We start from the raw sequence: 14,999 nt of genomic DNA, 5'->3' as shown, positions 1-14,999 counted from the left end.
CGTCTGGCAGGCTGGTGCGGTGACCGTCTACACCCCTCGTCGCGCGGCCCGGGTGCTGCTGGTCGACGCGTCCGACCGGGTGCTGCTCTTCGAGGGCAGTGATCCGGCCCGGCCGGGTCACCGCTACTGGTTCACCCCCGGCGGCGGGCTGGACCCGGGGGAGGCCCCGGCCGACGGCGCGGCCCGTGAGCTGGCCGAGGAGACCGGCCTGCGGCTGGCCCCGGCCGAGCTGGGCGCGCCGGTCTGGTCGGAGACCGTCGAGTTCCCGTTCGACGGCGTCTGGTACCGCCAGGAGCAGCAGTTCTACCTGGTCCGGGTGGCGGGCTGGGAGGTCGACACCACCGGATTCAACGACGTCGAGCGCGCGAGCGTGCACGGGCACCGCTGGTGGACGGTGACCGACCTGGCCGCCACCGCCGAGCGCTACTACCCGCCGGACCTGCCGGGCCGGCTCGGCGCCGTGCTGGTGGGAGGCGGCGCATGCTGACCCCGCCGCGCACGGTGGTGCGCCGCGACGGCGGCCTCTACGCGCTGGAGCGGGCCCTGCAACGGCGGGGCTTCCGCTACGTCGCGGGCGCCGACGAGGCGGGCCGGGGCGCCTGCGCCGGGCCGCTGGTCGCCGCCGCCGCGATCCTGCCCGAGGGGCGCCGGGGCGAGATCGACGAGCTGGCCGACTCCAAGCTGCTCACCCCGGCCGCCCGGGAGCGCGTCCACGACGAGGTGGTGGCGCGGGCCCTGGCGTACGCCGTGGTGGTCATCCCGGCCGAGGAGGTGGACGCCCGCGGGTTGCACGTGTGCAACCTCGCCGCGATGCGCCGGGCGCTCGCCTCGCTGACCACCCGCCCGGAGTACGTGCTGACCGACGGCTTCGGCGTCGACGGGCTCGACGTGCCGGGGCTGGCGGTCTGGAAGGGCGATCGGGTGGCCGCCTGCGTGGCGGCGGCCAGTGTGCTCGCCAAGGTCACCCGGGACCGGATCATGGTGGAACTGGACGGGCGGTTCCCCGGCTACGGCTTCGCCGAACACAAGGGCTACATCACCGCCGAGCACAGCGCCGCGCTGCGCGCGCTCGGGCCTGCCGGGAGCACCGCTTCTCGTACGTGAACGTGGCCGCCGTCTCCGGACGGGACGGCCGGCCTCCCCGCGCCCGCCGCCCGGCGGGCGCCGACGTGGTGTCGCCCGAGCCCGTGGCCGGGCTGCCGGGACTCGGGGCCGGCGCGTTCGCCGGGCGCCCGGACGAGCCGATGGGGCGCTCCGGCGCGCCAGGGGGTACCGTCGGCGTGGCGTTGGGCGAGCAGCCGCGACCTCCGGCGTCGGTGGGGGAAGATGTGGTCATGGAAGGCGGAGTGCGATGAGCGCGGAAGATCTCGAGAAGTACGAGACCGAGATGGAGCTGCAGCTCTACCGGGAGTACCGCGACATTGTCCGCCAGTTCTCCTACGTGGTGGAGACCGAGCGCCGTTTCTATCTGGCGAACCAGGTCGACCTGCACGTCCGCAACTCGGACGGTGAGGTCTACTTCGAGGTCGAGATGCACGACGCCTGGGTGTGGGACATGTACCGGCCTGCCCGTTTCGTCAAGAACGTCCGAGTAATGACGTTCAAGGACGTCAATGTGGAAGAGCTCGAAAAGCCCGACATCTCGCTTCCCGCAGATTCCGGATTCGGGAGCTGATCCCCGGGCGGCCCGCCGCCCGGATCACCGCTCCGGCACGACCACTTCGACCCGCTGCACCAGGTTGTTCGCGAACCCGCCCCGGTTCCACGGCTGCTCGACCGGCTGAGTGCGCCCCGAGGCGTCGGTCGCCCGGGCGCCCAGCACGTACCGCCCCGGGGTCGCCGTCCAGCTCACCGACCATCGACGCCACGCCCACTCGCCGCCGGCCGGCTCGTCCAGGACCGCCGGCGTCCACGTGCCGCCACCGTCCATCGTCACCTCGACCGACGTCACCGGCGCGTGCCCGGACCAGGCCCGGCCGTCCACCGTGCACGGCCCCGGCCGCACCACCCGGGTCCGGGACATGAAGTCCGGGAACCCGGGCGGGCGCACCAGGGCACGCGGTTCGATCCGGGTCACCGGCACGCCCGGGTCGTCGGCGTCGCGCCGCAACCGGTAGGCCACCGCGTTCTGGTAGCCGTCGAACGGCTCGGTCGTCACCGTGATGTCGCGCAGCCACTTCACGTGCGCCATGCCGTACCAGCCGGGCACGATCAGCCGCAGCGGCGCGCCGTGCTGCGGCAGCAGGGGAGCGCCGTTCATCTCGTACGCCAGCAGCACCTCCTCGCGCAGCGCGTCGGCCACCGGCAGCGCCCGCTGGTAGTCCTGCTCGACGCCGCGCTCGATCCCGTGGTCCGCCCCGGTGAACACCACGTCCACCGCGTCGCCGGACAGCCCGGCCTCGCGCAGCAGCGGCGCCAGCGGGGTACCGGTCCACTCGGCGTTGCCCACCGCCTCCACCAGCCAGGGCTGGCTCACCGGGCGGGGCCGCAGCAGCGCCCGGCCGTTGCCCGCGCACTCCAGCGTGACCCGGTGGGTCACCCGGGCCGGTCGCGCAGCGCCGCCAGGTCCAGCCGCAGTGGACGCTGCACCGCGCCGGGACACGCGCAGCGCGTACGCGGCCGGGTCGACGTCCGGGATGTCGTAGTGGATGAGCAGGTAGTGCAGGCCCGCCGGGGTCACGTCGTAGCGCAGCGCCTCCAACGGGATGCCGTGGTTGCGCGCGGCGAGCTGGAGCTCCTCGGCGCTGATCGCCTCGTCCGGTCCGGCGACCCGGGCAGGCCGGCTCGCGTCGTCCACTGTGGTCATGCCTGCTCCGTCCGCTCCAGCACGTCGTAGCCCACGAACGTGAACATCCGTGCACCCGGCACCAGCGGGCGCGGGGTGCCGGTGAAGCGGTGCGCGCCGACACCCACACCGTCGGCCGGGCTGCCCACCGCGACCGGCTCGAAGCCCTCCTCGGCGAACCACTCGCAGATCACCGGCACCAGATCCGGCTCGCGCCGGTGCCGCGTCCACAGCAGCATGCCGCCGGTGGCGCAGAGCGAGGCGCAGTGCCGCACCGTCGCCCGGATGTCGTCGTCGGTGATGTTGCCGAAGATGCCGCAGACCAGCACCAGATCGGCCGGGGCCAGATCGGCGTAGCCGTCGGTCAGCGCGGCGTCCCCGGTCACCACCTGCACGCCGGTGAGCCCCGCGTCGGCGGCGGCGCGGCGGGCCAGATCGGCGTTGCGCGGGTCCAGCTCGACCAGGCGGGCGGTCACGTCGGCGCCCCGGGGGTGAGCGGCCAGCACCGGGATCAGGTCACGGCCCTGACCGGCGCAGAGACTCAGCGCGCGCAGCGGACCGGGCCGTGCGGCGTCGAGGGCGTCGGCGACACGCTGCCGCACCTCGGCGAGCCGCCGGGCCAGTGCGGACTCGGGCTGGTCGTAGTCGCGGTGCCAGGCGTACCAGTCCTTCGTCACCCGGCCAGCATAGGCGTCCCGGCCGTAGCAGATCCGCCCCGATCTCGGCGCTCGTCCACAGTGGGGGCGTCGTCCACAGGACGACCGCGTGGCGCGCGCGGGGCAGCGCGCGGACGGTCAGGGTACGCGGTGTGCGTATCCCCATCGGTCGGGCCGGCAGGGGCCTGCTGCTTGTGCTCGTGCTCGCCTTCTGGTTGCCGGGCGTCCCCGCGGCGAGCCTTGACAGGCCGGTGGCGGCGGGCGGCTCGGCGGCGGTCCTTGACGGGCCGGACGTCACGACGGGATACCGGGGCGCGCCCGGCGGGTCGGCGACCGCCGGACGGTTCCGGTGGCCGCTGCCCGGTCCACCCCGCGTGGCACGCGGGTTCGACCCGCCGCCGCAGCCGTGGATGTCCGGGCACCGGGGCGTGGACCTGGCGGGCGCGCCCGGCGCGCAGGTCCGCTCGGCCGGCGCCGGGACCGTCCTGTTCGCCGGCTCGGTCGCCGGCCGGCCGGTGCTCACCGTTCGGCCACCACGGGACGGGCTGCGCACCACCTACGAGCCGGTCCGGTCCCGGGTCACCGCCGGCACCCGGGTCGACGCCGGCACCCCGATCGGTGACCTGCTCGCCGGGCATCCCGGCTGCGCCGAGGCGGCCTGCCTGCACTGGGGGCTGCGACGCGGCGCCGAGTACCTGGATCCGCTGGGCGCTGCTCGGGCTCGGCCGGGTCCGGCTGCTGCCGCTCGACCCGGGAGCCGACGCCGGTCCCCTGAGTCGTGGCGCCGCCGCCGGCTCTCGCCGCTCAGCGCTGGGCGAGCAGCGTGGGCAGCCGGACGGCCAGCCGGTCGTACTCGTCGGGGGTGTTGTAGACCTGGCCGCACAGCCGCAGGTAGCCGCGCCCGTTCCAGCCGGCCACCGACACCTCGGCGGAGAGCCGGTCGGCGATCCGGGCCCGCAGCTCCCGGGCCGCGTCCAGGGTCGTCGCGACGCCCGGTGGCAGCGGCACCAGACGCATGGCGACCGCCGGTCCGCCGGGCTCCGGCAGCCGCTCGGGCGCCACCCCCAGCGCGTCCCCGACGACCCGTTGCCCGTACGCGGCCAGCGCCGCGTTGTGCGCGCGTACCCGGTCCACGCCGAGGCTGCGCAGTGTGAACAGGCCCACCGGGGCGGCCAGCCAGCCGGTGTAGTCGAGCGTCGCCTGCCATTCCACCCGGGTCGGGAAGCCGCTGTCCTGCTCCCACGAGACGACGAGCGGCTGGATCTTCTCCCGCCACGACGGCGCCACCACGAGCACGGCGGTGCCGCGCGGCGCGTACGCCCACTTGTGCAGGTTGCCCACCCAGAAGTCGGCGCCGATCGACGCGACGGTGGCCGGCAGCATGCCCGGCGCGTGCGCGGCGTCCACCAGCACCGGCACGCCCTGCTCCCGGGCCACCGCGACGAGCGCGGCGGCCGGAAACAGCCGGGCGGTCGGCGAGGTCAGCTGGTCGACGATGAGCAGCCGGGTACGCCCGGGGCGCAACCCGGCGCGGACGATCTCGACCACCTCCTCGTCGGTGGCGGTCAACGGCACCGGCAGGGTGCGCGACACCGCCCCCGTGCGGGCGCACTCCCGCGCGATCGAGAGGGCCACCGCCCCGTACCCGTGGTCGGTGGTCAGGATCTCGTCGCCGGGGCGCAGCGCCAGCGACTGCAACACGACCGCCGCGCCGGCGGTGACGTTGCCGACCAGCGCGGTGCCGTCCGGGTCCGCGCCGAGGAACGCGGCCAGGTGTCGGCGGGCGTGGGCGATCCGGTCGACCAGGCCCTGGGTGAAGAACCGCAGCGGGTTGGCCTCCATCTCGTCGCGCAGGCGCTGCTGGGCGCGCTGCACGGCGATCGGCACGGCGCCGAACGAGCCGTGGTTGAGGTGGCTGACGGAGGGATCGAGGGAGAAGAGCAGCCGAGCACCGGGAATCGGCTCGGGCGGCTGCGGCACCGTCATCCATCGATCCTAGCCCGAGATGGATCATCACCCGGCGGGATTCCGCCGGTCAGGCGCGGGGGTGCGCCTGCCGGTACGCCGCACGTAGCCGCTCGACCGACACGTGCGTGTAGATCTGCGTGCTCGCCAGCGACGAGTGCCCGAGCAGCTCCTGCACCGCCCGCAGGTCCGCGCCGCCTTCGAGCAGGTGGGTGGCGGCCGAGTGACGCAGCCCGTGCGGCGTCACCCGGGGCACCCCGGCGGCTTCGGTCCAGTCGGCCACGATCCGCCGCGCGGTGGTCGGGTTGAGCCGCCCGCCCCGCGCCCCGAGCAGCAGCGCCCGGCCCGAGCCGGGCGTCGCCAGAGCCGGCCGCCCGACGCTCAGCCACGCATCGAGCGCCCGCTGCGCCGGCACCCCGTAGGGCACCGACCGCTCCCGGCCGCCCTTGCCGAGTACGCGCACCACCCGGCGGCCCTGGTCGACGTCGGTCACGTCCAGGCCGCACGCCTCGCTGATCCGTACCCCGGTGCCGTAGAGCAGTTCGAGCAGCAGCCGGTCACGCAGCAGCACGGCCTCGGGCGTGTCCGCGCCCGGTGCTCCCCCGGGTTGCGGGGCGTCGGCGGGCCGGGCGGCCTCCATCAGGGCGGCGGCCTGGTCGGCCCGCAGCACGGTGGGCAGTTCGCGCCGGGCCCGAGGGCTCGCCAGCGGCGCGGCGATGTCGTCGGCGAGCAGGCCGGTGCGGTGCGCCCAGGCGCTGAACGTCCGGGCCGCGGCGGCGCGGCGGGCCATCGTCGTCCGGGCCGCGCCCATGGTCCGCTGTTTCGCCAGCCAGCTGCGCAGCACGGCGAGGTCCAGCTCCGGCAGCTCGGCGCAGCCCATCCGGACCGCGTGGTCGAGCAGCGACACGAGATCCGTGACGTACGCGCGGACGGTGTGGACGGACCGGTTGCGCACCCGCGACAGGTGGTCGGCGAAGTCGTCCACCGCTTCGCGCATCGACGCGGGCAGCTCCTCGTGCGCGTCCCGGGTGCCGCGCTGCCGCTTGCTCACCGCGGCGCCCCGATCTGGCGCACGCGGTCGTAACAGAGGCGGACAGCGATCACCGGTCCAGCGTACGGCCGGAGCGCCGCCGCGCGCTGAGCCGCCGCACGCCTTCACCGCGCCGGCCGGGCCGTCGGCGCCGCCGTGGCCGCGGTGTGCCGTGCGCCGCCGCGCCAGTGCCTTCCGGCGTGACGATCGCGCCGCGCCGAGCAGGGTGGCTAAACCGGGCCTGGACAGAGGAAACTCATGCTGCGGCCAGGCACAGGGCGGCAACCGGACGGCAGCGTGGCTGAGCCGGCGCGCCCCACGGGTGGCCGATCCGGCCGCGATCGGACAGCCGCGTCCCGCGACGGTGACGCCCGGTACGAAAAGGGGCCGACAGTGGGAGTGGACGCGGTCCTCTACCGACAGATCTCGGCGGGCAGCAGTCGTCGCCGGCCCGCGTACGTCTCGATCGAGGTCGTCGCGGATCCGCAGGACGTGCTGCTCGGTCTGCTGGCGCGGGTCCGCGGCGGCGGCCGGACGCCGCTGCTGGATCGCGTCGATCCGCTCGGCGAGCTGACAGTCGACACCGATCGGATGTCGCAGCTGCTCGCCGACCTGCGGTGCCTGGCCGAGGTGGCCGGGGCGCCGGCGGAGGCCGACCACATCCGCCGGCTGGCCCGGCTGGCCCGCCGCTGCGCGGAGCGCCGAGACACCGAGATCCGGTTCGAGGGCGACTGACGATCGCGCGTCCCGTCGCCGTGCCGTGCCGGCTCAGGCTTCGGCCGGCTGCTGCGTGGCCCGGATCCGGCGCGTGCCCCACACGATCAGCAGGACTCCGGCCACGAACAGCGCCGGACCGGCGACGAAGCCGATGTCCCGGATCATCAGGTCGATGTCGTGCTGCTTCTCCGCCTCGGCCTTCTGGGCCTCGTAGGAGCCGTCGCCCGCGCCGAACATGCACCGGTCCCGGGGCGTCATCACATCCTCGCCGCACATCGTCGGGCCGTTCGGGTCGTAGTCGCCGATGTCGCGGTGGGACAGGATCGCGAAGAACACCACGAAGAGGCTGACCACGACCAGCATGCCGCCGAACGCACGACGCCCCGACCCGGGTGGGCCAGCCGCCGGGTTGCGGCGCGAGGTCTCCTGCGTGCTCATCGGCCGCCTCCGCGCGTCGGCGGGATGGCCGACGCCGGCCCGGCGAGCCGCACCTCGGCGCCGGACTCCGACCATTGTGGACATGTGCGACGGTTCGCTGCCCCAGTCATCCTTCTCCCCGTGACGGCGCCCGGCGTCCGGCCGGGGCGCGATCGTTCCCGCAACGGCTTCCGCCGCGCGCGAAATGGTGATCCTAGAAGACCGGGGCCGGTCCCACGGCCCCGTCGCCGGGCGGTTGCGAGGGGGTACGCGCCGCCTGTCACGTCGGGCCGGCCGCTGGCGGGGCGAGCGCGTAGCCGCCGTCGCGACGAACCACCATCGTCAGTTCCTCCAGCAGGGACAGCTTGCGCATCGCGGTACGCAGGTCCACGCCGGCCCGGGCGGCGACGCTCTCCAGGTCGAGCGCCCGGCGACGGGGCAACGCCTCCAGCACCTGGGTGGCCTCCTCGTCGAGCCGGTCCCGTGGGCGCTCGGGCGCTCGGGCCGGCGGGGCCAGGTCGTAGCCGATCCGTCCCACCTCCTCCAGCACGTGCGCGAGGCCGGTGACCAGCCGGGCGTCCGGCCGCTCGCGCAGCACCTCGTGCCCGCCGACCGACATCGCGGAGGTGACCGGCCCGGGAACCACCATCGCGTGGCGGCGGAGGCCGAGCGCCCGGTTGAGCGTCTGGGTGGCGCCGCTGCGCGCCGCCGCCTCCACCAGCACCGTGCCGCGTGTCGCCGCCGCTATCACCCGGTTGCGGATGAGGAACCGGGGCCGCAGCGGCTCCGCGCCCGGCATCCACTCGCTCACCAGCAGGCCGGTCTCGGCGATCCGGTCGAACAACGCGGCGTTGCCCATCGGGTACGGGCGGTCCACCCCGCACGCCAGCACGGCGACGGTGCGCCCGCCCGCTGTCAACGCGCCGCGATGGGCGGCGGAGTCGATGCCGAACGCCCCGCCCGACACCACAGTCCACTCCCGGTCGGCCAGGCCGTAGCCCAGCTCGGTGGCGATGTGTGAGCCGTAGGGGGTGGCCGCCCGGGCGCCGACCACCGCCACCGAGTGCGCCAGCGTCTCGCCGAGCGGCCACGCCCCGCGTACCCAGAAGCAGAGCGGCGGGTCGGTCTCCACATCGACCCGGCGGGTGGCGCCGGGCAGCGCCAGCCGCCGCAGGTCACGGACCTGGGCCGGCCACTCGTCGTCGTCCGGGGTGACCAGCCGGGCGCCCAGCCGCTCGCCACGGGCCAGCGCCCCGGCCGCGACCGCCCGGGCGTCACCGGCAGCGGCCCGCGCCGCCACGGCCGAGCGCAGGGCCTGCTCCGGCGCGCCACCGGACAGCAGCAGGTCCAGCGCGGCGACCGGGCCGATCCGCTGCACCAGGGCGTACACGGATCGGGTGCCGGGCTCGGCGAGCCAGGTGAGCGCGACCCGCGCCAGCTTGGTTTCTTCGGTGCTCACGCGGCCTCTCCCGTCCGCAGTTGGATGGCCTCCGCGACGTCGTCGTGGCCGGGGCGGTCCCGCCCGTCCAGGTCCGCGATGGTCCAGGCGAGCCGCAGTACGCGGTCGTAGCCGCGCGCGGACAGCGAACCGGTGTCGAGCCGGTGCCGCAGGTCCGCGGTGACCCGGGCCGGCAGGTGCCACGGCGGGCGGCGCAGGTACGGGCCGGGGACGTCGGCGTTGACCCGGTGCCCGGTGGCCGCCCAGCGGTCGGCGGCGGCTCGTCGTGCGGCGGCGACCCGGGCGGCGACGGTGGCCGAGGACTCGTGCGCGGCATCGGTACGCAACAGTTCCGCCGCGCGTACCGCCTGCAGCCGGACCTGCACGTCCACCCGGTCGAGCAGCGGCCCCGACAGCCGGCCCAGGTAGCGCCGCCGGGCCAGCGGTGTGCACTCGCAGTCGACGTCGCCGGACGGCTTCGCGCAGGGGCATGGGTTGGCGGCCAGCACCAGTTGCGTGCGGGCCGGGTACTCGGTCGCGCCGCGCGTGCGCGCCACACGTACCCGGCCGCTCTCCAGCGGCTGCCGCAACGCCTCCAGCGCGCCCTTGCCGAACTCGGGCGCCTCGTCGAGGAACAGCACCCCGCGGTGGGCCAGCGACACCGCGCCGGGACGGGCCAGCCCGGAGCCGCCACCGACGAGGGCGGGCACCGTGGCGGTGTGGTGCGGCGCCTGGAACGGAGGACGGCGCAGCAGCCCGCCGCCGGGCGGCAGCAGGCCGGCGATCGAGTGCAGCGCGGTCACCTCCAGGGCGGCCTCGTCGTCCAGCTCGGGCAGCACCGACGGCAGCCGTTCGGCGAGCATGGTCTTGCCGGCGCCGGGCGGGCCGAGCAGCGCAAGGTGATGACCGCCGGCGGCGGCGATCTCCAGCGCGCGCCGCCCGAGCGGCTGGCCGGCCACGTCGGCGAGATCCGGCCCGGGTGGGGTCTCGGCCGGGGCCGGAGCGGGCGGGGCGAGCAGTGGCGCGCCGGTGCGGACGTGTGCGACGAGCCGGTGCAGCGTGTCGACGGCGTGCACCCGTACGCCGGGGATGACTGCCGCCTCGGCGGCGTTGCCGGCGGGTACGACGACCCGGGTGTGCCCGGCGCGGGCTGCGGCGGCGACCATGGGCAGCGTGCCGCGTACCGGGCGCACCGCGCCGTCGAGGCCGAGTTCGCCGAGCACGACAGTGGCGTCCAGGGCGACGGGCGGCAGCTCACCCGAGCCGGCGAGCACGGCGACCGCGATGGCCAGGTCGAACGCCGAGCCGTACTTGGGCAGGGTGGCGGGCAGCAGGTTGAGGGTGATCCGCCGGTTCGGCCATTTCTGGCCGGAGTTGACGATCGCGGCACGGACCCGGTCGCGCGCTTCGTGCAGCGCGGTGTCGGGCAGACCGGAGATGATCACGGCGGGCAGGCCGGGGGCGAGGTCGGCCTCGACCTCGACGAGGTGCCCGGCGACTCCGGCCAGGCCCACGCTCAGCACTTTCGCGTACCCCATGTCAGAACGCGCCGCGCAGGTGCTTGACCCGGGCGGGGCCGGTGAGCGGGAGCCGGACGGACAGCACGTCGAAGCGGACCTCGTCGGCGGTGGTGCCGGTCTCGGCGAGCCACCGGGCGGCCAGGCCGCGCAGCCGGCGGGCCTTGGCCGGGACGACGGCCTCGGCGGGGGAGCCGAACTGCTCGCTGCGGCGGGTCTTGACCTCGCAGATGGCCAGGACCGGGCCCTCCCAGGCGATGATGTCGATCTCGCCCTCGGGGCAGCGCCAGTTGCGGGCGACCGGGCGCAGGCCCGTTTCGATCAGGTGCCGCAGCGCGCACCGCTCGCCGTACGCGCCGACGGCTCGGTTCCGGTTCGTCATGCCGGCCAGGATGCGCCGGGGCGGCCCGGGGCGGCGGGACGGATGCGGCTGCCCTGTGGACAAGCTGACGGTTGTGGACGGAGCCACGATCACCGGATCGATGTGGTAAGGCTGCCGGCCGTACATGCGAGACGCCAGTGGCGGACGGTGACGGCGGTGACGACCTCGGGAGCATGTGGGCGGTTTGCGCTAACCAGTTGTGACGCCTCTTTACAGGGCGTGTAGCTGATCTTTACTGTCGCATCGCTGAGGAGCAATGAACGGGGGCTGTAATGAACTTGAGCTTGATCTATAGAACGACCGTCGCGCTGAGCCACTCTCGCCGACCAGTCGTCGATCAACTCGCCCGCTGACGAGCCGCTCGCGCTGACACATCCCGACGTCGGGCGCCGGAGCGACCGCCGTCCGCTACAGGTTCTTGATTTCCACGCCTTGAGTCCCGTGCCCCGCACGGCCCTCTGACGTGCCAAAACGCAATGAGGAGTGTCTAGGTGAGAGCACCTGGATCGGTTTTCGCGTGGCGTCGTCGCGGTTTCGCCGCCGCAGTCGTCACGCTGGCCCTGATCGCGGTCGGCAGCCCGACCCTGCTGCCGTCGCCAGCGGTGGCCGAACCGCCGGCGTCCCCGGACGCACCCGTGCTGGGCGAGGTCGACGCGCTGGCGCAGGCCAGGAAGCTCAAGATGCAGGTCGAGGTCACCAGCCTCAAGAGCGAGAACTCACGTGTGCTCGCCACGCCCCAGGGCAACCTGGTGCTGGAGTCATACGTGGAGCCGCAGTGGACGAAGACTCGCAACAACAACTCGTGGCAACGGATCGATACCCGGCTCGAACGGCGAGCCGACGGTTCGCTGGGGCCCGTGGCGACGCTGGCCGACGTGACGTTCAGCCAGGGCGGAAGCGCACCGGCAATTCGGCTGCCGGTGGCCGACGGGCAGGTGTCGTTGTCCTGGCCGGGGGAGCTCCCGGCCCCCTCGCTCGACGGCGACACCGCCGTCTACGCCTCGGTGCTGCCGGACGTGGACCTGCGGCTGCGGGCCTTGCGCGACGGGTTCACCTGGGCGCTCGTGGTGAAGTCCGCGCAGGCCGCGGCGAACCCGATGTTGAACGAGTTGCGCTTCTCGCTGCGGACGACGGGGTCGCTGACCAAGCGGTCCAAGGCCGGCGGCGGATTCGAGGTGGTCGACCCGACCGGTAGCCCGATGCTGTCCGCGGGCGGTGCGCTGATGTGGGATTCGGCCGGGGTGGCGCCGAAGGCGCGTGCGGGGACGAGCCGGGCGGCAGCCGACTTCGCCGCCTGGGACCGGCGCGAGTCGTTGCGGGTCGCGCCGGACCACGCGCGCAAGGCGGAAATTCCGACCCGGGTGCAGGGCGACGACCTGGTCATCGTGCCGGACCAGGCGCTGCTGCGGGGCAAGAACACGGTCTACCCAGTGGTCATCGATCCGTGGAGCACAATCGAGAAGACCCGGTGGGGTTACTCGAGCACCAACAACGCGACCCGCAACGACGGTGTGGCCCGCGTCGGCCGGGACCCCGAGGGGTCCGGCACCTACCGGTCGTACTTCTCGTTCAAGCTCACGTCGCTGTCCGGCAAGACCATCCGCAGCGCCAAGTTCCTGACGGAGATGACGCACTCGTGGGACTGCGGCAACACCCCAGTGAACCTCTGGCGGACGGCCGACATGGCGACCACAGGCAAGCAGACCTGGTCCGGGCCGAGCTTCTCCAAGTGGTTGGAGAAGCGGTCCGGGCACGCCCACAAGCCATCCACCGGTGAGGGCTGCCCCGACGACCCCCAGCCGGACCAGCCGATGGAGTTCGCCAGCCCGAACGTCACCGCCGACATCAGCGCCAACCGGGGCCAGGAGATCTACACGCTGGCGCTGTCGACCCGCGAGTCCGACGGCACATCGGAGTCGACGAGCAACTGGTGGAAGAAGTTCGACCCTGTGCAGACCAAGCTGACGGTGGAGTACAACACCAACCCCAACACCCCGACGGCTGCACAACTGTCGACCCACGCCGGCTACACCGCCCCGCCGCAGGCGTGTGTGACCGGTACGTCACGGCCGGCAGTGCGCTCGGACTTCCCGTGGCTGAAGGCGACGGTCAGTGACCCGGACGGCAGCGGTGGTGGCAGCCTCTCCGGCGTCTTCACCCTCCAGAAGCTGGTGGGTGGCACCTGGACGAACGTGTCCGGCTGGCCCAAGACCGACTCCGGGGTCGCGCCCGGAGCCAAGGCCGAGTTGCAGCTGTCCGCGAAGACGGTCAACGGCGAGATCTACCGGTGGCAGGTGCAGACCAAGGACACCCTCGGCGGTTCCTCCACGGCGTCCCCGTGGTGCGAGTTCTCCGTCGACTACTCCGCACCCGAGGCGACCCCCGGAGTCGTCGCCGCCGACGGCCTCTACCTGGAGTCGCCGCCCCGGGGCACGAACCAGGACCTGCGGGGATCGGTCGGTTACACCGGGCGCTTCACCTTCTCGGCCAACGGCGCCGCCGACGTATACGACTACGTCTACCAGATGAACGGTGGTCCGGAGATGGTCGTGCGTGCCAGCAGTCTCGGCGGCACCGCCACCACGGTGGCGACGCCCACGCTGCGGCATGAGAACGTGCTGACCGTCCGCAGCCGCGACCAGGCCGGGAACTCGTCCGCCCCCTACGACTACGCCTTCCTGGCAGGCGACCCATCCGGTCCGGTCGCGCACTGGGCGATGGATGAGGGAACCGGTCTGATCCTGAACAACAAGGTCGAGGGCGCTCCGGTGGCGACCATGAGCCCGTCCCCGGCCTGGGCGGACTCGCGTGTGCTGGGTACGAGCCGGCGAAGCGGCAAGGACTGGGCGGTCAAGTTCGACGGCGACGATCAGGCCGCGACCACAGGCCCGGTCATCGACACCACCCGCAGCTTCTCCTTCGCTGCCTGGGTCCGCGCCGATGTGGTCGGTGGGGTGGTCATGGCGCAGGTCGGCACGAACAAGAGCCCGTTCGAACTCCAGTACCATCCGGCGAAGCAGCGATGGTGCTGGGTCAGCTACGCATCGGACACGGTGAACGCTCTGGCGACCCCGTCACCCGCGTGCGGTACCGAGCCGGTGCAACCGGGCGTGTGGGTACACCTCGCCGGTGTCTACGATGCCGGCTCGACCAACCAGCTCTCGTTGTACGTGAACGGGGTCCGCAAGGGCGTGGGCATGGCCAACGCCTCCGTCTGGTCCGCGTCCGGGCCACTGACGATCGGTGCTGCGCGCAACGGGGCACCGACCGGTTGGATCAACGGCGCCATCAGCGAGGCCCGGGTCTGGGACCGGGTCATCGACCCGGAGACGGACCTGTCCGAGATCGTGGCGCCCGTCCGGGTCGGCCAGTGGGACATGGACAGTGACGACCAGGACGAGCCGAGGGAATCGGGCGACTCCTCCGACTACCGGACACCACTGACTCTCGGTCCGGCGCCGGCCGCGAACTGGACCACGGAGGGCTTCAACGGATCGACTGCCCTGCGCTTCGACGGAATCTCGGGTGCCGCACAGACCAGCGGTCCGGTGCTGCGCACCGACCAGTCGTACACCGTCTCGGCGTGGGTGCGGTTCGCAGGCGGCGCGGGCGCCCGCACGGTGATCGCCCAGGACGGTGTGAACATCTCCAGTTCGTTCCTGAGCTGTCGTACCGACGCGAACGGGTCGAAGTGGTCGATCATGCTCCGCTCCGGCGACTTGACCTCCGCGCCTGGGTTCTACGTGACCGGCAGCACCTGCCTCGTCAACCAGTGGACGCACCTCACGGCCGTGCAGGATGCCACGAGCCGGACGATGAGCCTCTACGTGGACGGCAATTTGTTCAGTCAGCTCACCCCCACCTTCAACCCGTGGCACGGAACAGGCGGGCTGGCGGTCGGCCGAGGCAGGTGGGGGGCGCCCACCGACTACTTCAACGGTGACATCGACCGTGTCCAGGTATGGCAGGGCGCGCTGAGCGCCGCAGAGGTCCAGGCGGCGTTCGCCGCAACCGACTGACCCGGGTCTCCGGTCCCGTCCGCAACGCAGGTGCGGCAACCTCTCGTTCTTGAAGGGCAGAAATGAGAATCAA

At 73.6% G+C, this 14,999-nt stretch carries 12 protein-coding genes and 3 pseudogenes; 7 read left to right on the top strand and 8 right to left on the bottom strand.

Going from position 1 to position 14,999, the window contains the following annotated elements:
* Positions 1 to 19 precede the first annotated feature (19 nt).
* From MCBG_RS13150 to MCBG_RS13140, 4 genes and pseudogenes are all read left to right on the top strand, one after another.
* Positions 20 to 487, top strand: coding sequence for an NUDIX hydrolase (locus MCBG_RS13150; protein WP_043325908.1), 468 nt, complete (start codon positions 20 to 22; stop codon positions 485 to 487).
* Positions 481 to 1,157: pseudogene (locus MCBG_RS13145) on the top strand (ribonuclease HII); the annotation flags it as partial. The gene MCBG_RS13150 and the pseudogene MCBG_RS13145, both read left to right, overlap by 7 nt.
* 78 nt (positions 1,158 to 1,235) lie before the next feature.
* Positions 1,236 to 1,355: pseudogene (locus MCBG_RS35195) on the top strand (ribonuclease HII); the annotation flags it as partial.
* Positions 1,352 to 1,675: a DUF2469 domain-containing protein gene (locus tag MCBG_RS13140; RefSeq protein WP_011905215.1), complete on the top strand. Its 324-nt coding sequence runs from the start codon at positions 1,352 to 1,354 to the stop codon at positions 1,673 to 1,675. The pseudogene MCBG_RS35195 and the gene MCBG_RS13140, both read left to right, overlap by 4 nt.
* 24 nt (positions 1,676 to 1,699) lie before the next feature.
* Here the strand turns inward: MCBG_RS13140 and MCBG_RS13135 are convergent, their stop codons facing one another.
* The gene (locus tag MCBG_RS13135; protein WP_043325905.1) at positions 1,700 to 2,806 is read right to left on the bottom strand and encodes a sulfite oxidase; all 1,107 of its coding nucleotides are present in this window, start codon (positions 2,804 to 2,806) and stop codon (positions 1,700 to 1,702) included.
* The gene (locus MCBG_RS13130) at positions 2,803 to 3,462 is read right to left on the bottom strand and encodes a methyltransferase (RefSeq protein WP_043325904.1); all 660 of its coding nucleotides are present in this window, start codon (positions 3,460 to 3,462) and stop codon (positions 2,803 to 2,805) included. Before MCBG_RS13130 ends, MCBG_RS13135 begins: the two co-directional genes overlap by 4 nt.
* Positions 3,463 to 3,656: 194 nt before the next feature.
* Between MCBG_RS13130 and MCBG_RS31765 the strand changes: the two are divergent.
* Positions 3,657 to 4,197 (top strand): annotated as a pseudogene (locus MCBG_RS31765) (murein hydrolase activator EnvC); the annotation flags it as partial.
* Between the two features lie 48 nt (positions 4,198 to 4,245).
* Here MCBG_RS31765 and MCBG_RS13125 read toward each other — a convergent pair.
* Complete coding sequence (locus MCBG_RS13125) at positions 4,246 to 5,427, bottom strand: aminotransferase class V-fold PLP-dependent enzyme (RefSeq protein WP_043325902.1); 1,182 nt, start codon at positions 5,425 to 5,427, stop codon at positions 4,246 to 4,248.
* Positions 5,428 to 5,476: 49 nt separating this feature from the next.
* On the bottom strand, positions 5,477 to 6,403 hold the full coding sequence (locus MCBG_RS13120; protein ID WP_051611538.1) for a tyrosine recombinase XerC: 927 nt from the start codon (positions 6,401 to 6,403) through the stop codon (positions 5,477 to 5,479).
* 426 nt (positions 6,404 to 6,829) lie between these two features.
* Here MCBG_RS13120 and MCBG_RS13115 point away from each other — a divergent pair, with 426 nt between their 5' ends.
* Positions 6,830 to 7,171, top strand: a complete 342-nt coding sequence (locus MCBG_RS13115) for a hypothetical protein (RefSeq protein WP_043325899.1) — start codon at positions 6,830 to 6,832, stop codon at positions 7,169 to 7,171.
* 33 nt (positions 7,172 to 7,204) lie between these two features.
* Here MCBG_RS13115 and MCBG_RS13110 read toward each other — a convergent pair whose 3' ends face one another.
* From MCBG_RS13110 to MCBG_RS13095, 4 genes are all read right to left on the bottom strand, one after another.
* A complete protein-coding gene (locus MCBG_RS13110; RefSeq protein ID WP_140946285.1) occupies positions 7,205 to 7,591 on the bottom strand; it encodes a hypothetical protein in 387 nt (128 codons plus the stop codon).
* A gap of 259 nt (positions 7,592 to 7,850) precedes the next feature.
* Complete coding sequence (locus MCBG_RS13105) at positions 7,851 to 9,029, bottom strand: DNA-processing protein DprA (protein ID WP_043325897.1); 1,179 nt, start codon at positions 9,027 to 9,029, stop codon at positions 7,851 to 7,853.
* A complete protein-coding gene (locus MCBG_RS13100) occupies positions 9,026 to 10,546 on the bottom strand; it encodes a YifB family Mg chelatase-like AAA ATPase (RefSeq protein WP_043325896.1) in 1,521 nt (506 codons plus the stop codon). The genes MCBG_RS13105 and MCBG_RS13100 overlap by 4 nt, the downstream gene beginning before the upstream one ends.
* Before the next feature lies 1 nt (position 10,547).
* A complete protein-coding gene (locus MCBG_RS13095) occupies positions 10,548 to 10,907 on the bottom strand; it encodes a YraN family protein (RefSeq protein WP_043330559.1) in 360 nt (119 codons plus the stop codon).
* Positions 10,908 to 11,398: 491 nt separating this feature from the next.
* Here MCBG_RS13095 and MCBG_RS13090 point away from each other — a divergent pair, with 491 nt between their 5' ends.
* Positions 11,399 to 14,926 (top strand): LamG domain-containing protein, encoded by a 3,528-nt coding sequence (locus tag MCBG_RS13090; RefSeq protein ID WP_140946286.1) that lies wholly within the window; start codon positions 11,399 to 11,401, stop codon positions 14,924 to 14,926.
* Positions 14,927 to 14,999: the final 73 nt, after the last annotated feature.

The organism is Micromonospora sp. M42, assembly GCF_000568915.1.
Lineage (GTDB): Bacteria > Actinomycetota > Actinomycetes > Mycobacteriales > Micromonosporaceae > Micromonospora > Micromonospora chalcea.
The sequence above is the reverse complement of the archived record's forward strand: the minus strand, read 5'-3'. Positions and strand labels throughout refer to the sequence as shown.

What these genes read in the sequence shown, in the direction of transcription:
- MCBG_RS13140 (WP_011905215.1), top strand. Translation starts at nt 1,352, where the DNA reads ATGAGCGCGGAAGATCTCGAGAAGTACGAGACCGAGATGGAGCTGCAG.
- MCBG_RS13135 (WP_043325905.1), bottom strand. Translation starts at nt 2,806, where the DNA reads ATGACCACAGTGGACGACGCGAGCCGGCCTGCCCGGGTCGCCGGACCG.
- MCBG_RS13125 (WP_043325902.1), bottom strand. Translation starts at nt 5,427, where the DNA reads ATGACGGTGCCGCAGCCGCCCGAGCCGATTCCCGGTGCTCGGCTGCTC.
- MCBG_RS13120 (WP_051611538.1), bottom strand. Translation starts at nt 6,403, where the DNA reads ATGCGCGAAGCGGTGGACGACTTCGCCGACCACCTGTCGCGGGTGCGC.
- MCBG_RS13110 (WP_140946285.1), bottom strand. Translation starts at nt 7,591, where the DNA reads ATGAGCACGCAGGAGACCTCGCGCCGCAACCCGGCGGCTGGCCCACCC.
- MCBG_RS13100 (WP_043325896.1), bottom strand. Translation starts at nt 10,546, where the DNA reads ATGGGGTACGCGAAAGTGCTGAGCGTGGGCCTGGCCGGAGTCGCCGGG.
- MCBG_RS13095 (WP_043330559.1), bottom strand. Translation starts at nt 10,907, where the DNA reads ATGACGAACCGGAACCGAGCCGTCGGCGCGTACGGCGAGCGGTGCGCG.